This is a genomic window from Bradyrhizobium sp. AZCC 1721, from assembly GCF_036924715.1.
Taxonomy (GTDB): domain Bacteria; phylum Pseudomonadota; class Alphaproteobacteria; order Rhizobiales; family Xanthobacteraceae; genus Bradyrhizobium.
This window is the reverse complement of the sequence record NZ_JAZHSB010000001.1, coordinates 4328509-4348456: the sequence shown is the minus strand read 5'-3', so window position 1 is coordinate 4348456 and position 19948 is coordinate 4328509. Positions and strand designations below refer to the sequence as shown.

22 protein-coding genes and 1 pseudogene are annotated in these 19948 nt (G+C 62.9%); 10 read left to right on the top strand and 13 right to left on the bottom strand.

Annotated elements, in window-relative coordinates:
• Positions 1-81 precede the first annotated feature (81 nt).
• A complete protein-coding gene (gene tsaA, locus V1273_RS20900; protein WP_334363192.1) occupies positions 82-573 on the top strand; it encodes a tRNA (N6-threonylcarbamoyladenosine(37)-N6)-methyltransferase TrmO in 492 nt (163 codons plus the stop codon).
• Positions 574-614: 41 nt separating this feature from the next.
• Here tsaA and V1273_RS20895 read toward each other — a convergent pair whose 3' ends face one another.
• The 4 genes from V1273_RS20895 to V1273_RS20880 form a co-directional block, all read right to left on the bottom strand.
• On the bottom strand, positions 615-1037 hold the full coding sequence (locus V1273_RS20895; RefSeq protein ID WP_334363190.1) for an HIT family protein: 423 nt from the start codon (positions 1035-1037) through the stop codon (positions 615-617).
• A 53-nt stretch (positions 1038-1090) separates the two neighbouring features.
• Positions 1091-2329 carry a GNAT family N-acetyltransferase gene (locus V1273_RS20890; protein ID WP_334410729.1) on the bottom strand — a complete coding sequence of 413 codons (1239 nt, stop codon included), beginning with the start codon at positions 2327-2329 and terminating at the stop codon, positions 1091-1093.
• Between the two features lie 108 nt (positions 2330-2437).
• Positions 2438-3190, bottom strand: a complete 753-nt coding sequence (locus V1273_RS20885; RefSeq protein WP_334363187.1) for a glycerophosphodiester phosphodiesterase — start codon at positions 3188-3190, stop codon at positions 2438-2440.
• Positions 3191-3205: 15 nt separating this feature from the next.
• Entirely contained in the window at positions 3206-3673 is a 468-nt protein-coding gene (locus V1273_RS20880; protein ID WP_334363186.1) for a RidA family protein, read from the bottom strand.
• Between the two features lie 252 nt (positions 3674-3925).
• Here V1273_RS20880 and V1273_RS20875 point away from each other — a divergent pair, with 252 nt between their 5' ends.
• The 5 genes from V1273_RS20875 to V1273_RS20855 all read left to right on the top strand — a co-directional run bounded on the left by V1273_RS20875 (position 3926) and on the right by V1273_RS20855 (position 8817).
• Positions 3926-4792, top strand: a complete 867-nt coding sequence (locus tag V1273_RS20875) for a cell envelope integrity EipB family protein (RefSeq protein ID WP_334363185.1) — start codon at positions 3926-3928, stop codon at positions 4790-4792.
• A 438-nt stretch (positions 4793-5230) separates the two neighbouring features.
• Positions 5231-6331, top strand: coding sequence for a pyruvate dehydrogenase (acetyl-transferring) E1 component subunit alpha (gene pdhA / locus V1273_RS20870; protein ID WP_334363184.1), 1101 nt, complete (start codon positions 5231-5233; stop codon positions 6329-6331).
• Positions 6324-7304, top strand: a complete 981-nt coding sequence (locus V1273_RS20865; RefSeq protein WP_334363182.1) for an alpha-ketoacid dehydrogenase subunit beta — start codon at positions 6324-6326, stop codon at positions 7302-7304. Before pdhA ends, V1273_RS20865 begins: the two co-directional genes overlap by 8 nt.
• A gap of 19 nt (positions 7305-7323) precedes the next feature.
• Complete coding sequence (locus V1273_RS20860; protein WP_334363181.1) at positions 7324-8424, top strand: dihydrolipoamide acetyltransferase family protein; 1101 nt, start codon at positions 7324-7326, stop codon at positions 8422-8424.
• A 99-nt stretch (positions 8425-8523) separates the two neighbouring features.
• Complete coding sequence (locus V1273_RS20855; RefSeq protein WP_334410728.1) at positions 8524-8817, top strand: GYD domain-containing protein; 294 nt, start codon at positions 8524-8526, stop codon at positions 8815-8817.
• Between the two features lie 133 nt (positions 8818-8950).
• Here V1273_RS20855 and V1273_RS20850 read toward each other — a convergent pair whose 3' ends face one another.
• Entirely contained in the window at positions 8951-9298 is a 348-nt protein-coding gene (locus V1273_RS20850; protein ID WP_334410727.1) for a hypothetical protein, read from the bottom strand.
• Between the two features lie 287 nt (positions 9299-9585).
• Between V1273_RS20850 and V1273_RS20845 the strand changes: the two genes are divergently transcribed.
• Positions 9586-9987, top strand: coding sequence for a RidA family protein (locus tag V1273_RS20845; protein WP_334381946.1), 402 nt, complete (start codon positions 9586-9588; stop codon positions 9985-9987).
• Positions 9988-10019: 32 nt separating this feature from the next.
• Here the strand turns inward: V1273_RS20845 and V1273_RS20840 are convergent, their stop codons facing one another.
• Both V1273_RS20840 and V1273_RS20835 read right to left on the bottom strand, forming a co-directional pair.
• Positions 10020-11327, bottom strand: coding sequence for a DNA polymerase IV (locus V1273_RS20840; protein WP_334410726.1), 1308 nt, complete (start codon positions 11325-11327; stop codon positions 10020-10022).
• On the bottom strand, positions 11324-11623 hold the full coding sequence (locus V1273_RS20835; RefSeq protein ID WP_028345605.1) for a DUF3572 domain-containing protein: 300 nt from the start codon (positions 11621-11623) through the stop codon (positions 11324-11326). Before V1273_RS20835 ends, V1273_RS20840 begins: the two co-directional genes overlap by 4 nt.
• A gap of 229 nt (positions 11624-11852) precedes the next feature.
• Here V1273_RS20835 and V1273_RS20830 point away from each other — a divergent pair, with 229 nt between their 5' ends.
• A complete protein-coding gene (locus tag V1273_RS20830; RefSeq protein WP_027538546.1) occupies positions 11853-12218 on the top strand; it encodes a response regulator in 366 nt (121 codons plus the stop codon).
• Between the two features lie 12 nt (positions 12219-12230).
• Positions 12231-13604, top strand: coding sequence for a PleD family two-component system response regulator (locus V1273_RS20825; protein WP_334381950.1), 1374 nt, complete (start codon positions 12231-12233; stop codon positions 13602-13604).
• Positions 13605-13651: 47 nt separating this feature from the next.
• Here V1273_RS20825 and V1273_RS20820 read toward each other — a convergent pair whose 3' ends face one another.
• The 3 genes from V1273_RS20820 to V1273_RS20810 all read right to left on the bottom strand — a co-directional run bounded on the left by V1273_RS20820 (position 13652) and on the right by V1273_RS20810 (position 15653).
• Complete coding sequence (locus V1273_RS20820) at positions 13652-13957, bottom strand: hypothetical protein (RefSeq protein WP_334410725.1); 306 nt, start codon at positions 13955-13957, stop codon at positions 13652-13654.
• Positions 13957-14868 (bottom strand): serine hydrolase domain-containing protein, encoded by a 912-nt coding sequence (locus V1273_RS20815; RefSeq protein ID WP_334410724.1) that lies wholly within the window; start codon positions 14866-14868, stop codon positions 13957-13959. Before V1273_RS20815 ends, V1273_RS20820 begins: the two co-directional genes overlap by 1 nt.
• 182 nt (positions 14869-15050) lie before the next feature.
• The gene (locus V1273_RS20810) at positions 15051-15653 is read right to left on the bottom strand and encodes a TetR/AcrR family transcriptional regulator (RefSeq protein WP_442894098.1); all 603 of its coding nucleotides are present in this window, start codon (positions 15651-15653) and stop codon (positions 15051-15053) included.
• Positions 15654-15786: 133 nt separating this feature from the next.
• Here V1273_RS20810 and V1273_RS20805 point away from each other — a divergent pair.
• A pseudogene (locus V1273_RS20805) lies at positions 15787-17020 on the top strand (MFS transporter).
• Between the two features lie 205 nt (positions 17021-17225).
• On the opposite strand, the gene rpmG reads toward V1273_RS20805, so the two are convergent.
• The 3 genes from rpmG to V1273_RS20790 all read right to left on the bottom strand — a co-directional run bounded on the left by rpmG (position 17226) and on the right by V1273_RS20790 (position 19919).
• Positions 17226-17393: a 50S ribosomal protein L33 gene (rpmG, locus tag V1273_RS20800; RefSeq protein WP_007603295.1), complete on the bottom strand. Its 168-nt coding sequence runs from the start codon at positions 17391-17393 to the stop codon at positions 17226-17228.
• A gap of 188 nt (positions 17394-17581) precedes the next feature.
• Positions 17582-18907 carry an LLM class flavin-dependent oxidoreductase gene (locus tag V1273_RS20795; RefSeq protein ID WP_334410722.1) on the bottom strand — a complete coding sequence of 442 codons (1326 nt, stop codon included), beginning with the start codon at positions 18905-18907 and terminating at the stop codon, positions 17582-17584.
• Between the two features lie 274 nt (positions 18908-19181).
• The gene (locus V1273_RS20790) at positions 19182-19919 is read right to left on the bottom strand and encodes an NUDIX hydrolase (RefSeq protein WP_334363170.1); all 738 of its coding nucleotides are present in this window, start codon (positions 19917-19919) and stop codon (positions 19182-19184) included.
• Positions 19920-19948 lie beyond the last annotated feature (29 nt).

The following is a 19948-nucleotide window of genomic DNA, read 5'->3' as shown; positions in this document are numbered from 1 at the left end:
TGCATGGCCCATAATCCGGTACTGTCCTGCCCCGACAAGAAAAGTTGCACGCGATCGGTGCCCATCTCACTGGATTAGGCAATGGTTCAGGACACCAAACTCCGCGAGGGCGAAGTTACCGTCGACATGCCGCCGGCCCGCGATGCCGGGCTGGTCTTCATCGGCCGCATCCGCACGCCCTGGAAGTCGCGGCTGGACACACCGCGACAGGGCCGCCACGACGGCCCGGTTTGCCGGCTCGAGATTTTCGAGCCCTGGGTGCCCGCCATCAAGGGCGTCGACTTCTATGAAAATCTCGAAGTGATCTATTGGCTGCATCACTCGCGCCGCGATCTCGTGCTGCAGAGCCCGAGGAACAACCGGAAAACCCGCGGCACCTTCTCGCTGCGCTCGCCGGTGCGGCCCAATCCGATCGGCACCTCGATCGTGAAGTTCGTCGGCGTCGAAGGTAACACGATCCTAGTGCGCGGCCTCGACTGCCTCGACGAGACGCCGCTGCTCGACGTCAAGCCGGACCGCTGCGAGTTCTCGCCGCTGGCGGAGGCGAAGAGCGGGGATGTGGAGGGGGATTAGGCTTCTCCACGCGCTCGCAATGACGTCGTGGGGGTTGAAAGCTACCCCAGCGCCGCCATCAGCTTGGTCGCGTTGTCCTCCAGCACCTTCACATCTTCCTTGCGGCTCGCGGGCGGCAGCAGCGCCACGCCATCGTGGCGCGGCATGACATGCATGTGCAAATGAAACACGACCTGGCCGCCGGCGGGCTCGTTGAATTGCTGCACGGTGATGCCGTCGGCCTTGAACGCCTTCATGGCGGCGGCGGCAATCTTGTGGACGGCGCGCGCGACGTGGGCGTAATCGTCGGGCGCGATGTCGAGGATGTTGCGGGCAGGGACTTTTGGGATCACCAGCGTGTGGCCCGGCGAACGCGGCATGATGTCCAGGAAGGCCAGCACATGGTCGTCCTCATAAACCTTGTGGCAGGGAAACTCGCCGCGCAGGATTTTTGCGAAGGGATTGTTGGCGTCGTAGGCGGGCATGGGCTTCTTCCCTCAAGGTTTGATCTCAAATCTCACGTCGGCAGCTCAACCGGTCAAGTCTCGTCGGCGGCCTTGCGGAACGGGCCGGCCTCGGTCAGTTCCCGTCCGACCTCGGCCACATAGGCGCGCTCGCGCTTCAGATAGTCGGCGATCGCGCGGCGCAAATCGGGATCGGCGATGAAATGCGCGGAATAGGTGGTTTGCGGCAGGTAACCGCGGGCCAGCTTGTGCTCGCCCTGCGCGCCGGCCTCGACGACCTTGAGGCCGCGCTCGATCGCAAAATCGATCGCCTGATAGTAGCAGACCTCGAAATGCAGGAACGGGTGATGCTCGATGGCGCCCCAATTGCGGCCGAACAGCGTGTCCGATCCGATGAAATTGATGGCACCCGCAATCCAGCGGCCGTTTCGCTTGGCCATCACCAGGAGCACGTCGCGGCTCATGCTCTCGCCGATCAGCGAGAAGAATTTTCGCGTGAGATAGGGGCGGCCCCATTTGCGCGAGCCGGTCTCCATATAGAACGTGAAGAATGCGTCCCACGCGTCCTCGGTGATATCGGCTCCGGTCAAGCGGTGGATCGTGACGCCGGCGGCCACCGCTTCGCGTCGCTCGCGCTTGATCGCTTTGCGGTGACGCGAATTCAGCGAGTTCAGGAAATCGTCAAAACTACCATAGCCCTCGTTGTGCCAGTGAAACTGCTGGTCGTTCCGTTGCAGGAAGCCATGCTGACCCAATAACTTCGCTTCCGCCTCGCGGGCAAAGGTCACATGCACGGAGGAGGCGTGGGTCGCGTTGCACAGCGCCATTAGCCCGCGCGCCAGCGCTGAGCCGATCTGTTCGCGGTCGACGCCGTCGCGGATCAGAAGTCGGGGGCCGGTGGCCGGCGTGAACGGCACCGAGGCCTGCAGCTTGGGATAATAACGTCCGCCGGCGCGCTCATAAGCATCCGCCCAGCCGCGGTCGAAGACATATTCGCCTTGCGAATGGGCTTTCAGATAGCAGGGCACGACGCCGACGATCTCGCCGTTGAGCCGTGCCAGCAGATGCCGAGGACCCCAGCCCGTGCGGGCGCAGGCCGAGCCAGAAGCTTCCGCGGCTACAAAAAAGGCATGAGAAACGAAGGGGTTATAGGCCGGCTTTGCAGCGGCGCAGGAGCCGTTCCGCGGAGCCAGCGTGTCCAGGCTATCGAGGCCGTTCGGGTCGCCCGCCGGATTTGCGCAGGCGTCCCAATCCGCAGCTTTGATGTCGCTGACGGAGGGGACGGCTTCGAGAGTGATTTCGGATGATGCCATCTAGAAATTCAAACCGGTCCCATCATGCGATCAGCCATCGCGCATGGCGACCAACGCCCTGCAAAGATCGTGCATCCGGCAGGCGAGTTCAAGGTGGCGCTGACAGCATCAGGTTCCCGGCAGGAAACCCTCGAAGATCATCTGGTCGGCGTAGCGTGCCGCCTGCGCACGCTGCTCCGGTGTGCGCACGGTCCAGGCTAACAACGGAAGGCCTAAGACGTTGCGGGCGATCCAAGGCGCGGCTGCGGGCAGCTCATTCACCCAATAGGCGACGAAATGCGGCCGGGTGCGAAAAGCGTGGCGCAGATGCGTCATGCCGCGGCGCTGTTCCGCCGACGCTTCCGGCCACTCCTCGGCGGTATAGTCGTGTTCGGCTACGATGCCGCGGGCGCGGCCAGGGATCAGTTCGCGCAACGCCACCACCTGATCCGGATCGAAGGACATCCCGACCGCCGGGCCGTCATAAGAGGCGAGCACCTTGGCCATCCGCTTCACCAGCCGGCGATCGCCGTCGAAATGGCTTTTCACCTCGATCACCAGCGGCACGCGGCCTCCGACAAGCGAACAGAGATCGCCGAGCGTCATCATCCGCTCCGGCGTATCCTTGAAATTGACGGCCTTGAGTTCGGCCGCGGTCATACCGAGCAACGCGCCCGAACCGTCGGTGAGGCGGCCGAGCGCATCGTCGTGATGGACCATCGCCTCGCCGTCGGACGAAAGCTGGATATCGCATTCAATGGCGAAATTGCCGTCGACGGCGGCCTGCGCGGCCGCCGGCATGTTTTCGACGATGCCGCGCGAAATATCATGCAGGCCGCGATGAGCGACCGGCCTTGCCGTCAGCCAGTCCGGCGCGCGCACGAGAGCCGCTCCGCTTCAGGATACCTCGAAGATCGCGTCGACCTCGACGGCGGCATCCGAGGGGAGCGAAGCGACGCCGACCGTGGTGCGGGCGTGCCGGCCCTTGTCGCCAAATGCCGTGACCATCAGGTCGGAGGCGCCGTTGAGCACCTTGGGCCCGTCGAGAAAATCAGGCGCGGAATTGATGAAGCCGCCGAGCCTGACCACGCGCACGACCTTGTCGAGATCGCCGAGCGCCGCCTTGACCTGGGCCAGCAGGTTGACGCCACAGCCCTGCGCTGCAGCGTATCCCTGTTCGATCGTGACGCCGGCCCCGAGCTTGCCCTTGGCGATCAGCTTGCCTTCGGCGTCGGCGCAGACCTGGCCGGAGACGAACAGCAGGTTTCCCGAGCGCACGAAGCCGACATAGTTCGCCATGGGGGTGCGCGGCTCGTTCAGGACGATACCTTGTGCCGCCAGCTTCTGTTCGACCGTACCCGCCATGTTTGCATCCCCGCTTGATGTGACCGTTCCTGACCTGCGGTCAGGCGGGCATTGTTTCGCGCATCGTGCCTCGTCTTGCAAGCGACGGCAGAGCTTCCGTCCAGCATGGCGATCGCGGCGGATCGTGCCTGGAAAAGCCAAAAACGGCGCGCCTCGGCCTCGAATTCTTGCGTTTTCGTGGCACCGCCCTAGTTGCGGCGCAATGGACCCGTCACTAATGTAATCGAATCTCCCTCGAGGAAAAAATTGAACATGGCTAGCTCGTTCCCGATTCCGGTTCGTGCTTTGGTATTTTCGGCTGCTGCCAGTTTGCTCTCAGGCTTGCCAAACGGTCCGGCGCTGGCCGGCGCCAGCGGGCCATTTCTCGCCCACCAGGCGCTGTATGAATTGAAGCTGGTCAAGTCGCGCGGATCCAATGCGATATCGGGTGCGCGCGGGCGCATTCTCTACAATTTTTCAGGCAGCGTCTGCGAGGGCTACACCTCCGAATTCCGCCAGGTGTCCGAACTCGACAGCGGCGAGGGCAGGCTGACGCTGAGCGATCTTCGCTCGCGTTCCTGGGAAGATGCCGCCGGCAAGAGCTATCGCTTCAAGATCGACACCCGCATGAACGATGCCGACTCCGCGCCGATCGACGGCGTGGCGGAACGGGTCGGCGACCGCATCACGGTCAAGCTGAAACAGCCGGTTGCCAAGACGTTCGAGCTCGACGGCAAGGTCGTGTTCCCGACCGAGCAGATCCAGCACATCATCGCCGCCGCGCGCGCGGGCAAGTCGGTGCTGGAGCTGATGGTCTATGACGGCTCGGATAATGGCGAGAAGGTCTACAACACGCTGTCGGTGATCGGGAAGCCGATCCCGGGCACCCAAAGCATTGCATCGCCCGATCCCTCGACCGTGAACGACCAGATGAAGGCGCTGACCCGCTGGCCCGTGACCGTGAGCTATTACGACCGCGACGCCAAGGCGAAAGACGGCGAGCAGACGCCGGTTTACGCCATGTCGTTCGAGCTGTTTGAAAACGGCGTCTCCCGCGCGCTGGTACTCGATTACAACGATTTCGTGATTGCCGGCGCCATGGGCCGGTTCGACGTCAGGGATTCCAAACCCTGCAAGTGACGGCATCCTGAAAACGGTCGCGCCCGGAGATCGCGCGGGCGTCTCACAGTTTTTCTTGATGTCACCCGCGCATGAAATCGCCGGGCTTCAATCCGAGCGCCTGGACAGCCGGCGCCGGAAGCGGCCCCCAGGCCTCGACCCTTTCATTCGGGGCCATCATTGCTGCGATGATTGCCTCGGCCTTTGCCGGATCCCGTTCAGCCACATAGTAGACCGAGCGAACGGGTGCACCGCCTCCCAACGGTTCAGTTGTTACGAGGACAACCTGACCATTTGCCATGGCTTGATATACCACTGACGCGGTGTCGTTTCCACGGTGGTAAAGGCCGCCTCGCGAGCGCGGTGCAGCAATACAAGATGGGTGCGCCCATCTTGTATTGTTCCGGCCCAGCACCAATTACGAATTGTGGGATGCAGAATCGCTCCGGGAGCGAGGACGTGGCCAGCAAAAAATTGTCAGGCGGAGGACTTCCCGTCATCGCGCGCTTTGAGGTGCGTCACCGCAATTACCTCGCGCCAGACGGCTCGATTAATCGGCCGCTCCCTGCATTCGCCTCCGATACCAACCTTCTCACTGCGCTCTATCGAGCGATGCTGCTGCTGCGCAATTTTGACCGAAAGGCTGTCGCATTGCAGCGCACCGGCCGGCTCGGGACGTACGCCGTTTCGCTTGGCCAGGAGGCGGTATCGGTTGGCGTAGCCAGTGCGATGCGCGAAGAGGACGTGCTGTTGCCCTCCTATCGCGACAATGGCGCGCTGATCTGGCGTGGCGTCAAGCTGGAGGAGATCCTGCTGTTCTGGGGAGGGGACGAGCGGGGCAATTGCTTCTCCGGACCGGTCGAGGATTTCCCGTTTTGCGTTCCCGTGGGATCGCAGGCGCCGCATGCCGCCGGCGTTGCCTATGCCTTCAAGCTTCGCAAGCAGCCGCGTGTCGCCGTATGCATGTTCGGCGATGGCGCCACTTCGAAGGGTGATGTCTACGAGGCGATGAATTTTGCCGGCGTGCACAAATTGCCTGTCGTGTTCGTCGCCACCAACAATCAATGGGCTATTTCCGTCCCGTTACGACTACAGACCGGTTGCGAAACGCTGGCGCAGAAAGCCGTCGCCGCCGGCTTTATAGGCGAGCAAGTGGACGGCAGCGATGTTGTGGCGATGCGCGCCGCGGCCGAAGACGCCATTGCCGCCGCCCGTGAGGGCCGGGGCCCGCGCTTCATCGAGGCGGTCACCTACCGGCTCGGCGATCATACGACCTCCGATGACGCGTTACGCTATCGTTCGGCTGACGAAGTCCAGGCCCGTTGGAAAGAAGAGCCGATCGCGCGCCTCAGGAACTATCTCGTGAGCCAAAAAATGTGGAGCAAGGCGGAGGAAGAACAGCTCGCCGCAGAGTGCCATGAGCGCGTCGAGGCGGCGGTTGAGTGCTATCTGGCAACGGAGCCACGCCGACCCGAAACCATGTTCGATCATCTCTATGCCGAGCTGCCCGAGACGTACGCCGCGCAGCGCCGCCAACTTGCGGGAGAGGGCGATGCCTGAGGTGACGTTGGTCGAGGCTGTCAATCTGGCGCTCGCCCGCGCGATGGAGGATGACCCTGATGTCGTCGTGCTTGGCGAAGATGTCGGCATCAATGGCGGCGTCTTCCGCGCAACCGTCGGCCTGCAAACGCGCTTCGGCCCGGAGCGGGTCCTCGATACGCCACTTGCCGAACTCCTGATCAGCGGGCTCTGCGTCGGCATGGCGGCGCAGGGGATGAAGCCCGTCGGCGAGATCCAGTTTATGGGGTTTCTGTATCCCTGCATTGATCAACTGGTGAACCACGCCTCCCGATTCCGCAACCGCACCCAGGGGCGGCTCACCTGCCCAATGGTTCTGCGGACGCCGCATGGCGCCGGCATTCGCGCGCCGGAACACCATTCCGAAAGCACCGAGGCGATGCTCGCCCATATCCCCGGCCTGCGCGTTGTCATTCCTTCGTCGCCCGAGCGCGCCTACGGACTGCTGCTCGCCGCGATCCGCGATCCCGATCCGGTGGTATTTCTGGAGCCGACCCGCATCTACCGCGCGGCGAAAGGCGAGGTGGAAGATAACGGTGAGGCTTTGCCGCTGGATGTCGCCTTTGTCCTGCGGGAAGGCCGCGACGTCACGCTGATAAGCTGGGGTGCGATGCTGAAGGAAACCATGGCGGCGGCCGACACGCTGGCTGCTGACGGCATCGCCGCCGAGGTCATCGATCTCGCCACGCTCAAGCCCTACGATGAAATCACGGTGCTCGGTTCGATCGCAAAAACAGGGCGGTGTGTCATCGTGCACGAGGCGACACGCACCGGCGGATTCGGAGCCGAGATCGCGGCGCTGATCGCCGAGCGCGCTCTGACCTCTCTGCTCGCACCCGTGGCCCGCGTCACCGGCTACGACACGGTCATTCCGATGGCGCGGCTCGAGCAACACATGATGCCGTCGGTTGATCGTATCGTCACGGCCGCGCGCAAGGCGTGCCAGTTCAGCTGATTGCCAGCGGGTTTGTCCCATGCGCCAGTTCGTATTGCCGGATCTGGGAGAGGGCCTCGAAGAGGCAGAGATCGTGAACTGGTATGTCAACGAAGGCGATCACGTCGTTACCGATCAGCCACTGGTTTCGGTCGAGACCGACAAAGCCGTCGTCGAGGTGCCGTCACCCTCGAGCGGACGCATCCTGCACCTGTTTGGCGCCAAGGGAGATGTGGTGAAGGTAGGCGCACCGCTTGTCGAGTTTGCCGAAGGCCCCGAGCAAGACACCGGCACCATTGTCGGCGAACTTGGCGCAGGCGAGCCGCCGCCGGCGGCAGCGGCACCTTCCGGGCCAGCGGCTGGACAGAAAGCCCAGGTGTATCCGGCAGTGCGCGCGCTCGCCCGCAAGCTCGATGTCGACCTCGATCTGATCGAAGCCACAGGACCCGGCGGCACCATCACGCGTGCGGATGTGGAACGGGCTGCCAAGGGCTTGTCCCATACCGGACCTGCCGAACCGTTGCGCGGTTTGCGGCGCGCGATGGCTCAGCGCATGACAGCGGCTCATGCCGAGATCGTTCCTGCCAGCGTCACCGACGAGGCCGATATCGATGATTGGCGAACCGGCGAGGACGTGACAATCCGACTGGTGCGCGCGATCGCTGTCGCCTGCAAGACGGAGCCTTCGCTCAATGCCTGGTACAATTCCAACGCCGGTGAACGGCGTCTGATCGACCGTATCGATCTCGGCATCGCCGTCGATACCGGGGGTGGTCTTATCGTTCCCGTGTTGCGCAATGTCGCCGAGCGGGACATATCGGACCTGCGAGCCGGCCTTGACCGGATGCGGGCGGACGCGGTCGCGCGCTCGATACCTCCGGGAGAGTTGCGCGGAGCGACGATTACGCTGTCGAATTTCGGAATGATCGGAGGCCGCTTCGCCGGCCTGATCGTCGTACCGCCACAAGTGGCGATCATAGGCGCCGGCCGGATTACCCAAGGGGTGGTCGCCTATCGAGGCCAGCCGGCGGTGAGGCGCGTCCTGCCGTTGTCGCTCACCTTCGACCATCGCGTCGTGACAGGCGGCGAAGCCGCTCGCTTCCTGGTAGCGCTCAAAGCGGACCTTGAGCAGTTTTCGTGAGACAGCCGTGCGCAGGGCATCCACGAGCGCTGATCTATGGATGGCCGCGAACAGTCGACCAGGAGGTTCGGTTAGGCCCGACAATTAGGGAGAGCCAGGATGGTAACTTACGTTATGCTTGCCAACTTCACCGATCAGGGAGGCCGGAGCGCAAAGGACTCGCCGAAACGGGCAGAGGCTTTCAAGAAAATGGCCGAGACCTTCGGAATTACGGTAAAGGAACTATTCTGGACGCAGGGACGCTTCGACATTGTGACGATCCTCGATGCGCCGGATGAATTTTCCGCCATGACGCTTAGCTTGAGCCTCGGCGCCTTGGGAAATGTTCGCACCGAGACGTTGCGAGCCTTCTCGGTGGAGGACATGACCGAGGTCGTCGGCAAGATGCTCTGACAGCCGCTGCGCAAGTCGACCGTCTCTGAAGCCGAGCGCTGGCTTTGCCGTCATGCCATGAGGATAGGCGCCTGTTGTGCGTCGGAAAGACGCCGCGCGGGTGACGATGGCGAGGCTCTCATCACAATCTGCGTCAGCGATTTGGCGACTTCTGCTCGACTTCCTGAGCAGGGGGCTGCTCCGAAAGCGCCGCTTGGCGGTCATCCTCCTCAGGTTCGAACTGTTCTTTGAAGATCGCTCGCAGCAACCGCCAGAGTTCACGGTGGCCCGCGGTTTGACCGCCTTGCGACAGATACTCCGCGATATCCATTACGTCCGTTCGATAGTCCGCCGCCCCGCGAATACGCGGATCCATGTAGGTCCACTCATGTTCGACGTACAAGCGCTTGGTGTCAGTGTCGAAGACCAGGTTCCAAAGATCCAGTTCGGTGGTTTCCGGGCCTTTGACCTGCCGATGTAACTCCCGCTTTAAAAAGGCCATGTTCCGCTCCTTCCGCGTAGGGTTTCGTGGACGCATCCCGACCTACGGGCCCCTACAAGTTGGAGACTTGATAGAAATCTGATCATTCCTTGCCGGTTCAAGCCCGCTTAGTTGGTATTTTCCTTGAGGGTGGGCAAATTCGGCGTCAGGGATTCCAAGCCCTGCAATCAAGGGGGCTCGTCCTCGGGTCAGGCCTTGGGCTGCGCATCCTGCGACAACGAGTCTGGTCGAGTGCGCTGGACCCGGATACGCTTCGGCCGAACCATGCACGCCAGGGAGGCGCAAACATGAGCAAGCTCGAAAAACTTCGGCCAAGCGGCCTTCACCACAATCCGGCTTACTCCCACGTCGTCGCCGCCTCGGGCGCGCGCACGATCTACATCGCGGGACAGGTCTCCACCGACGAGGAGGGGCGGGTGGTCGGCGAGGGTGACATCGCCGCGCAGACGACGCAGGTGATGCAGAATATCGGCCTGGCGCTGAAAGCGGCCGGTGCGAGTTACGCGGACATCGTGAAGATCACCACCTTCGTCGTCGGCTACAAGCCTGAGCTCCGTCCGATCATCGGCAAGGCGCGCTCGGTTTTCTTTGAGGGCATGGAGCCGCCGGCGAGCACACTCGTCGGTGTAACGGCGCTCGCGGCCCCGGAATGGTTGATCGAGATTGAGGCAGTCGCCGTCGTCGATTGACGTCTCTGCGTGTACCTGAGGGTGAGAGCGGTCTACTCCTCCTCATCCTCTTCCTTCGCCGGCCCCTGATACGCAATGCCCCGGATCACGGCGGCATTGCCGAACTTTTTCCTTAAGTCATCCATCGCGCGCTCGGCGTGGGCGGAGCGGCGGTCGAGCATGTCGATATCATCGGCCCGCGACCCCTCGCGCAGCGCGCTGACGCCCGTGCCCATCAGGCGGAAGGCGGTGCCGTCGATCTCCCTGGCCAGCATTTCGCGCGACACCGCAAAGATCTTCGCGGCGAGCTGGGTCGGCGCTTGAATCGATTGCGAGCGGGTGCGCTGCCTGAAATCGGCGGTCTTCAGCTTCAGCGTGATGGTGAGGCCTGCAAGGTTGCCGTTCTTCAGCCGGGACGACACCTTTTCCGACAGCCGCCACAACAGCCGTTCCAGCGTGGCGAAATCGCGGATGTCGTTTTCGAACGTGGTTTCGCTCGATATCGTCTTGGCGCCGCGGTCGGGGACCACGCTGCGGTCGTCGATGCCGCGCGCCAGCCGCCACAGCCGACGGCCTTCGCCGCCGAACTGCTTCATCAGCTCGATCTCGTCGGCGCGCTGCAGGTCCGCGATGATGCGAAACCCCCGCTGCAGCAGCTTTTCCTGGGTCGCGGGACCGACGCCGTAGATGAAGCCGACCGGCTTCTCGGCGAGCATCTCGCGGGCCTCAATCTGGTCGAGGGCGGCAAAGCCGCGCGGCTTGTCGAGATCGGAGGCGATCTTGGCCAAGAACTTGTTGCAGGACAGGCCGACGGAAACCGTGATGCCGATGTCGCGCTCGACCTCGCGGGCGAAGCGCGCCAGCACTTTTGCGGGGATCATGCCGTGAACACGCTGCGTGCCGGAAAGATCGAGAAACGCCTCGTCGATCGAGAGCGGTTCCACCAGCGGCGTCAGCGTCTGCATGGCATGGCGCACCTCGCGGCCGACGCGGACATATTTGGCCATGTTTGGCGGGATCACGGCCGCCTGGGGGCAGAGCGCCAGCGCCTTGAACATCGGCATCGCCGAGCGCACGCCATAGGTCCGCGCGACATAACAGGCAGCCGATACCACGCCGCGCTTGCCGCCGCCGATGATCACGGGCTTGTCGGCAAGTTCCGGATTGTCGCGTTTCTCGACCGTGGCGTAGAACGCGTCGCAATCGATATGCGCCAGCGTCAGCGAGGGCAGGGCGTGGTGGCGGACCAGGCGCGGGGAACCGCATTCATTGCATCGTCTTGCATTGATATCGAGGTCGCCGAGGCAATCCCGGCAGAACGCGCGCGGACCATCCAAGAAGGTTGGCGCCTGCGCGCTCACGGCACGTCGCGCTCCCAATGCGGATCGCCGAGCACCTGACGGGCGGCGGCGATGTTGGTCGGGTGTAGTTGCGAGGCGCTCGCAAATGCCTTCACCGTTGCGTCGTCCCGCATCACAAAATCCAGCACCGAGGCCAGAAATTGCGGGTCGGCCGCGGCAGTGCGCAGTGTCTCCGGACCGATGCCGGTTTCAGCCAGGAACAAGCCTAGCCTCTCAGGATCGCCGGCAATAAAACTCAGCGCCTGAACCGCAACGATTTCAGCCACTTCGCGGGGGTTGTGAACAGGCTTTTTCAATAGATCGTTTGCCTTTCCGTTAACTTATGGTCTCTAATTTGGGAACCATCATGCCCGAGTCTGCGAAGTGTGTTCAACAATCGAAACCGCTTCGTAAAAGTTGGCGCATCGATTTAACGGCTTAGAGCGAATCTGGCGCTAGTTTGAATTCAGTTTTCGACAGGGGGCGGCGTCGGTGCAAGACGTGCCGAAAGGCCGGACTTGTTTCCTGGGATGAGGGAGGGACGGGATGGCGAAAACCGTCCTGATCGTGGAGGACAACGAGCTCAATATGAAGCTCTTTCGCGATCTGTTGGAAGCGCATGGCTATCAAACCTCCGGCACCAGCAATGGTTTCGAGGCGCTCGATCTCGTCCGCAAGCTGCGCCCTGATCTGATCCTGATGGATATCCAGCTTCCGCAGGTGTCGGGCCTCGAAGTGACGCGCTGGATCAAGGACGATCCGGAGTTGCGCGCCATTCCGGTGGTTGCCGTCACCGCGTTTGCGATGAAGGGCGATGAAGAGCGCATCCGCGAAGGCGGCTGCGAGGCGTATCTGTCCAAACCAATTTCCGTCGGCAAGTTTATTGAAACCGTACGGCGTTTTATCGGGTAGGGGTTAGTTTCGATGTCTGCGCGTATCCTTGTCGTCGATGACGTTCCGGCGAACGTCAAGCTGCTGGAAGCCCGGCTGTCGGCCGAGTATTTCGACGTGCTGACCGCTTCCAACGGCGCCGAGGCGCTCGACCTCTGCTCGCGCTCCGAATGCGACATCATCCTGCTCGACGTCATGATGCCGGACATGGACGGCTTCGAGGTCTGTCGCCGGCTGAAATCCAACCCGGCGACCCATTTCATTCCTGTCGTGATCGTCACCGCGCTTGACAGCCCGTCCGATCGCGTCCGCGGGCTGGAAGCCGGGGCCGACGATTTTCTCACCAAGCCGGTGTCCGACATCGTTCTGATCGCGCGCGTTCGGTCACTGACGCGGCTGAAGATGATGACCGATGAGCTGCGCATGCGCGCCATCACCTCGCTCGAGATCGGCATGGAAGCGCCCGAGCGCAGCGCGATTGCCGACAAGGGCGTCGGCGGGCGGATCCTGCTTGTCGACGACCGGCCGTCGTCCTACGAGCGGCTGGCGCCGATCCTTGCCGCCGAGCACACCGTCGACGTCGAAATCAATCCAGCGGAAGCGCTGTTTCACGCCGCTGACGGCAACTACGATTTGCTGATCGTCTCTCTCAGCCTGGAAAATTACGACGGCCTGCGGCTGTGCAGCCAGGCGCGCTCGCTGGAGCGCACCCGCCAGTTGCCCATTCTCGCCATCTCCGATGCCGACAATAACGCGCGGCTGCTGCGCGGGCTCGAAATCGGCGTCAACGACTATCTCCTGCGCCCCGTCGACAAGAACGAATTGCTGGCGCGGGCGCGCACCCAGATCCGCAAGCGGCGCTATACCGACCACCTGCGCGACAACGTGCAGAACTCGATCGAAATGGCGATCACCGACGCGCTGACCGGGCTGCACAACCGCCGCTACATGGAAAGCCATCTCTCGACGCTCGTCGAGCAGGCCTCGGGCCGCGGCAAGCCGCTCGCGCTGATGATCCTCGACATCGACTTCTTCAAATCCATCAACGACACCTACGGCCACGACGCCGGCGACGACGTGCTGCGCGAGTTCGCCGTGCGCATCCGCAAGTCGATCCGCGGCATCGATCTCGCCTGCCGCTATGGCGGCGAGGAATTCGTCATCGTGATGCCGGAAACCGACCTGACCGTCGCCGGCATGGTCGCCGAGCGCCTGCGCCGCTCGATCGCCAGCGAAACCTTTGCCGTCAACAAGGGCACCAAGCGGATCGACGTCACGATCTCGATCGGCCTGGCGACGCTGGACCACAAGGGCGAGCCGGTCGCCGACGTGCTCAAGCGCGCCGACACCGCGCTGTATCGCGCCAAGCACGACGGACGCAACCGGGTGGTATCAGCGGCGGCCTGAGCTGTCGTCCCTGCGTTCGCAGGGACCGCGGCAGATAGGTTGTCGCGTCAAGCAACAACCTTGGCATTCTGCTTCACCGCCTCATACGCCAGCCGCTTGAACTCGAACGAGAACGGATGCACGAACGCCATCTGGCGCTGTGCCATCATCACGCCCGCCATGTTGCGCTTCGGCGAGATCCACCATTGGGTGCCGGCGACGCCGCCCCAATAGGGCTCGCCCGCGGCGTCAGGGTGATCGAACGCCGAGGGCTTCAAGATCAATCCGCCGGCCAAGCTAAACGCCTTGCCGGGCTGCTCTCCCATCGTGGCAAAGCGGATCCACTGGCCCTCGGGCAATTGGTTGGACAGCATCAGCGCGATCGTCTCGGGCTTGAGCAGGTCGGCCCGCCGGGCAGCAGGCTTCGGATCAGCGCGACCATGTCTGGCAAGGTTGAAACCAGGCCGCCGCCGCCGCTCAGCCTTGCGATCGGGCGCAGATAAGCGCCGGGGAAGGGCGAGTTGTCGGTTCGGGTCAATCCCGGCTTCATCGGCTCCATCAGGTCCGCACCGGCGTAATAGGCGACGAGCCGGCCCTGATCCTTTGCCGGCACGACGAAGCCGGTATCGACCATGCCGAGCGGACCCAGAATGCGCGCTTGGATGAACTTGTCGAAACTCTGGCCGCTGATGACTTCGATCAGTCGCCCCAGCACGTCGGTGGCCAGCGAATACTCCCACGACGTGCCCGGCTGATAGATCAGCGGCAGGCCGGCCAGCACGTCCACCATGTCGGCGAGCGTCGTCATGGGATTGTGAACGCCGCGCTCGTTGAGCGCCTTGTAGATGGCGGTACCGGGATCGAAGAAGCCGTAGCTCAGGCCGGAGCTGTGGCTGAGCAACTGACGGATGGTGATCGAGCTCTTCGCAGGCTCGGTGTCATCCAGCGAGCTGGCGCCGGGCCGCAGCACCTTGCGATTTCCGAGCTGCGGAATGAACTTTTCGATTGCGTCGTCGAGCCTGAGTTTTCCTTCCTCGAACAGCAAGAGCACGGCGCAGGAGGTGATCAGCTTGGTGTTGGAGAAGACGCGGAAGATGTGATCGGTGCGGAGCGACGTCTGCGCTTCCTTGTCGGCACAGCCGACGCAATTCACGTCGACGAGGTCGCGCCCGACCATGACCGCCCAGGAAATGCCTGACAGCAGGTTGTTGTCGATATAGCGCTGCATGGCCGCGCGTGCCGGTTCGAAGTCGTAACCGTTTGCGGTCACTTTCAGGTCTTCCATGCTCGCTCCCTTTGTCGCAGCTTCGCGCTGCTTGTCGTCCCTGCGAACGCAGAGACCCATAACCACCGGCGCTAGTTGTGAAAAGGGTAACTACCACATCGCCTCACTGAAAAGCCACGGCGTATGGGTCCCTGCGTTCGCAGGGACGACGACGAAGGAGAGGGCGTCGTCAAGTAACCGACTCATGACCGACGTCTTCTCGCACGCTTCTCCGCGGCGCCGCTAGCACCCACCTTCACCCCCGCATTCCTGAGTAGCACCGTTGCGGCTTCCTTTGCCGCGCGCGCCATCGCGGGGTCGTTGCGGACGAGATCCTGGGCGATCGAGCCGTCGACGAGCAGAGCGAGCTGCGTCGCCAGCGCGTCCGCTTGGCGGATGCCGAGTTGTACCAGCAGGCCGCGAAACCAGAGGCGGCGGCTTTCCTTGAACTCGACCGCAACCTTTCGGACCGACTGATCCTCGCCGAGTTCGGCCACCGCGTTGACGAAGGGACAGCCGCGAAAATCTTTCGCCGAAAAGCGCCGCTCCAGCGAATCGAAGGTGCCGAGAATCTGTTCGACCGGCGACTTGTCGGATGGCCGCGGCGCCACGAAGCGCCGCGCCAGATAGGCCGATATCAGCGCGTCCTTGGACGGGAAATGATTGTAGAGCGTGCGTTTGCTGATGCCGATTTCGGCCGCGATAGTGTCGACGCCGACCGCGCGAATTCCCTGCAGATAGAACAGCCTATCCGCGGTTTCCAGAATCCGTTCCTTCATCGCCGGTTTGGCGGGCAGGGTAGCCATGCGAATGCGTGGGTCACCGTTTGCTTGACAGCAGCGCCCCTTATAGCCCAGGTACACAGGTCTGTGTACCTATTTCAGATGCCAACTGCAGGACGCGGCATTCGAATCGCGCCCCTTAGGGAGAATAAAAACAATGGCCCTGCTGCAAATCCTGCGTCCGACGCTACCCATTCTGATCGGCGCATCCATCATGCTGACGCTGAGCATGGGGCTGCGGCAGTCGCTCGGCATTTTCATGCAGCCGCTGACGCAGGATATCAAAATATCGATCTCCGATTTCACGCTGGCAATCGCAGTGCAGAACCTCGCTTGGGGATTTTTGCAGCCGCTCGCCGGGGCGTTGACGGTGCGCTACGGCTTTCGCGCCATCATGGTGGTCGGCGCGCTGCTCTATGTCGCCGGCCTTGCATTGATGGCGGGGGCGAACGGCGTTCTCGCCGTCATGATCGGCGGGGGCGTGTTGATCGGCACGTCGCTGGCGTGCACCGCGGCGGCAATTGCGATGTCGGTTGCGGCCCGCGCCGTTCCTGCGTCGGTGCGCTCCACCGTGCTCGGCCTGGTGTCGGGCGCCGGCTCCCTCGGCGCGCTATTGTCGGCGCCGATCGGGCAGATGCTCAATGAAGGGTACGGCTGGCGAATGGGGCTCGTCGGCTTCGTGGTGCTGTCGCTGTTGATGATTCCCGCGGCCTGGTATGCGGGCAGGGTAGACAAGATTCCGTTGCCCAAACCGACAGAAGACGAGATCGACGATGCGTCAGCCACCGCCGCAACGAAGATGGCGTTTTCCAATGCTTCTTTCGTGGTGATGACCGGCGCCTATTTCGTCTGCGGCATGCAGCTCGTCTTTCTCACCACGCACCTGCCGTCGTATCTGGCGATCTGCGGCATGGACCCGATGCTGAGTGCGCAGACACTCGGCATGATCGGCGGCTTCAACGTGCTTGGAAGCATCTTCTTCGGCTGGGCCGGCCAGCGTTGGAATAAGCTGGCGTTGCTCGGCGGCATCTACATCTTCCGCTCGATCGCGCTCGCCTGGTATTTCACGCTGCCGCCGACGCCGGCAACCACGCTGCTGTTCGGCGCCATCATGGGTTTTCTGTGGATGGGCGTCGGCCCGCTGGTCGCTGGCGCAGTGGCGGAAATGTTCGGCCTGAAATGGCAGGCGATGATCCAGGGGCTCGCCTTCATGAGCCACCAGGTCGGCAGCTTCCTCGGTGCGTTCGGCGGCGGGGTGCTGTACGACGCGCTCGGCTCCTACACCATGGCGTGGCGGATCGGCGTCGCGCTTGGCCTGGCCGGCGGGCATTGTCCAGGTCGCGTTCGCGCTGATCCGGCCGAGCGGGCCACCGCAGGTGCAAGCGGCGTAGGGCGCGCCGCTTTCCCCGGATGCTGCGCAGCACGCCCTCTTGCGGCGTGGTGCGCTGCTGATCCGGGGTCCATCCGCGGCTATCGTGGGTCCCGGCTCTGCGGAGCAGCGTGAAGAACGCTGCACCGCGTCCGGGACACGGATATAGCCAGGAATCAAAAACGGGGCCGCAAGGCCCCGTTCAAAACCGTGAGCGATTGGCTCGCTTACTTGATCTTCGCTTCGCGAAACTCGACGTGCTTGCGCGCGACCGGATCGTACTTCTTCTTGACCAGCTTGTCGGTCATGGTGCGCGAGTTCTTCTTGGCGACGTAATAGAAGCCGGTATCCGCCGAGGAAACGAGCTTGACCTTGATGGTGACCGCTTTGGCCATGTTCAGAACCTCAAAAATGGGGGTGTCAGGCGCCGGCCAAACCGGCCTGCATTTGCCGCGCAACCTAGCTTCTGATCGCCCAAAGTCAAGGTTTTCGGGGCAAAAACCGGCCTGATTCGAGGTGGAATCCATGTTTTGCGCGCACTCTGATCGCAAAACCGGTGCCCACTTTCGCGAAAATACGCGCGTTAACCTTCAAAGAACCGGTTTTTCGGCCTCGGCAGCCCCAAATTCTCCCGCAGCGTCTTGCCCTCATACTCTTTGCGGAAAATCCCGCGCCGCTGCAGTTCCGGCACCACCTTGTCGACGAAATCGTCCAATCCCGCCGGGAGGAACGGGAACATGATGTTAAAACCGTCGCTGCCGCGGCTCATCAGCCATTCCTCCATCTGGTCGGCGATGGTTTGCGGCGTGCCGACGAATGACAGTCCGCCATAGCCGCCGACGCGCTGGGCGAGCTGGCGCACCGTCAGCTTGTCGCGCGCAGCGGCATCGACCAGGCGCTGGCGGCCGCTCTTGCTGGCGTTGGTTTCGGGGATCGGCGGCAACTGGCCGTCAGGATCGAAGCCGGAGGCGTCGGTGCCGAGCTGCACCGAGAGCGAAGCGATGGCGCTGTCGTAATGCACCATGCTGTCGAGCTTGGCCCTTTTCTCCTTGGCTTCCTCGACGCTGTCGCCGACGATGACGAAGGCACCGGGCAGGATCTTCAGGTGCTCCGGATCGCGGCCGATCTTCTCCATGCGGCCCTTGATGTCGGCATAAAGCTTCTGCCCGTCGGCGAGGCTGCCGCCGCCGGTGAATACGGCCTCCGCGGTTTCCGCCGCGAGCTGCTTGCCGTCCTCGGACGCGCCGGCCTGCACGATCAGCGGCCAGCCCTGCACGGGGCGGGCGATGTTGAGCGGCCCGCGCACGGAGAGATATTTGCCCTTGTGATTGAGCACGTGCATCTTGGCGGGATCGAAATAGAGGCCTTGTTCGACGTCGCGCACGAAGGCGTCATCGGCAAAGGAATCCCACAGACCCGTCACCACGTCATAAAACTCGCGCGCCCGTTTGTAGCGCTCGGCGTGCTCCATGTGATCGTCGAGCCCGAAATTGAGCGCTGCATCCGGATTGGAAGTGGTGACGATATTCCAGCCCGCGCGGCCACCTGAGATGTGATCGAGCGAGGCAAAGCGCCGGGCGACATGATAGGGCTCGTCGAAGGTCGTCGATCCCGTCGCGATCAGGCCGATATGTTCCGTCACGGCTGATAGCGCCGACAACAGCGTGAACGGCTCGAACGAAGTGACCGTGTGGCTGCGCTTGAGCGCATTGATCGGCATGTTCAGCACGGCCAGATGATCGGCCATGAAGAACGCGTCGAACTTGCCGGCTTCGAGCTTCTGGATCAGTTGCTTGATACGCGGGAAATTGAAATTGGCATCGGGCCAGGCGCCGGGATAGCGCCACGCGCCGGTGTGGATGGAGACCGGCCGCATGAACGCGCCGAGCTTGAGTTGCCGTTGTGCCATTGCCCCGTTTCCGTAGCTGTTATTGTTGTTAAAGAGATAGGCACGGGCAAGTGCTGCGCCATTAGGGGCGCGCAGAAGAATTTTGCAATTTAAGGGACAGGCGAAGAACGATTCGACGGTGGCAATACCGTCATTGCGAGCCAACGGGTCGCGCGTATGCGCGCCCGATGACAGGCTCCGCGAAGCAATCCATTCTGCCCGCGCGGCGCGATGGATTGCTTCGCTTCGCTCGCAATGACGGGGAGCGAGCGCAGCCCTTACATCCCGGGAGCCCTTACGCCCCCAGCACGTCCTTCTGCATCTTGCCGCCGTAGAAGTGAAAGAACGGCACCGGCGCGTCGTGGCGCAAGGGGCCGGTCGCGAGCCGACGGTCGAGTTCGGCGAGCACGTTCTTGGTCATGGCGTGCGCGTCGGCGAGCGGCTGCGAGCCGATCTCGACCCACACCAACTCCACCAGTTCGGCATCGGCGTGAACAACGCCTTCGACGCGATGGGCGATGGCAGACGCATCGGCCGTGAAGAAGCGCGTATCAAAACGGCGGACGCGGCCAGGCGGGGTGATCGCGCGTGCGATCAGGAACAGGCCCGACGGATCGGGTAAGAGGCCTGCTTCCGCAAACGGCTTCCAGGCTCCGTCGAGTTTCACGGGTTTGTCGACCTTGCATCCGAGGCAGAGCCCGGTTTCCTCGCAGGCCTCGCGGATCGCAGCAACCGCCAGCGCGCGCGCCCGCGATGGTGCAATCTTCGGACTGCCCTTGAGCAGGTTGGCCTCGAGCTCCGGGGAAATCGGCGCAGCCACGGGGATGCGGTTGTCCGACTTGTCGACGCGGCCTCCGGGAAAAACATATTTGCCGGGCATGAACACCACCTTGTCGTGGCGCTTGCCGACCAGAACTTTCGGCTTGTCGCCGGAGCGGTCGATCAGGATCAGCGTCGCTGCATCCTTGGGCCGGAAATAGGGATGGTGATCGGCTTCTTTTTCTTCTTTTACGGCGGTCGCGGCGTCGTTCATCCCATCCCCATTTTAGTGCTCTTGTTGCT

Coding starts and splice junctions, on each gene's coding strand:
- tsaA (WP_334363192.1), top strand. CDS start 82: ATGGTTCAGGACACCAAACTCCGCGAGGGCGAAGTTACCGTCGACATG.
- V1273_RS20895 (WP_334363190.1), bottom strand. CDS start 1,037: ATGCCCGCCTACGACGCCAACAATCCCTTCGCAAAAATCCTGCGCGGC.
- V1273_RS20890 (WP_334410729.1), bottom strand. CDS start 2,329: ATGGCATCATCCGAAATCACTCTCGAAGCCGTCCCCTCCGTCAGCGAC.
- V1273_RS20880 (WP_334363186.1), bottom strand. CDS start 3,673: ATGGCGGGTACGGTCGAACAGAAGCTGGCGGCACAAGGTATCGTCCTG.
- V1273_RS20875 (WP_334363185.1), top strand. CDS start 3,926: ATGGCTAGCTCGTTCCCGATTCCGGTTCGTGCTTTGGTATTTTCGGCT.
- V1273_RS20865 (WP_334363182.1), top strand. CDS start 6,324: ATGCCTGAGGTGACGTTGGTCGAGGCTGTCAATCTGGCGCTCGCCCGC.
- V1273_RS20860 (WP_334363181.1), top strand. CDS start 7,324: ATGCGCCAGTTCGTATTGCCGGATCTGGGAGAGGGCCTCGAAGAGGCA.
- V1273_RS20855 (WP_334410728.1), top strand. CDS start 8,524: ATGGTAACTTACGTTATGCTTGCCAACTTCACCGATCAGGGAGGCCGG.
- V1273_RS20850 (WP_334410727.1), bottom strand. CDS start 9,298: ATGGCCTTTTTAAAGCGGGAGTTACATCGGCAGGTCAAAGGCCCGGAA.
- V1273_RS20845 (WP_334381946.1), top strand. CDS start 9,586: ATGAGCAAGCTCGAAAAACTTCGGCCAAGCGGCCTTCACCACAATCCG.
- V1273_RS20830 (WP_027538546.1), top strand. CDS start 11,853: ATGGCGAAAACCGTCCTGATCGTGGAGGACAACGAGCTCAATATGAAG.
- V1273_RS20825 (WP_334381950.1), top strand. CDS start 12,231: ATGTCTGCGCGTATCCTTGTCGTCGATGACGTTCCGGCGAACGTCAAG.
- V1273_RS20820 (WP_334410725.1), bottom strand. CDS start 13,957: ATGCTGTCCAACCAATTGCCCGAGGGCCAGTGGATCCGCTTTGCCACG.
- V1273_RS20815 (WP_334410724.1), bottom strand. CDS start 14,868: ATGGAAGACCTGAAAGTGACCGCAAACGGTTACGACTTCGAACCGGCA.
- V1273_RS20810 (WP_442894098.1), bottom strand. CDS start 15,653: ATGGCTACCCTGCCCGCCAAACCGGCGATGAAGGAACGGATTCTGGAA.
- rpmG (WP_007603295.1), bottom strand. CDS start 17,393: ATGGCCAAAGCGGTCACCATCAAGGTCAAGCTCGTTTCCTCGGCGGAT.
- V1273_RS20795 (WP_334410722.1), bottom strand. CDS start 18,907: ATGGCACAACGGCAACTCAAGCTCGGCGCGTTCATGCGGCCGGTCTCC.
- V1273_RS20790 (WP_334363170.1), bottom strand. CDS start 19,919: ATGAACGACGCCGCGACCGCCGTAAAAGAAGAAAAAGAAGCCGATCAC.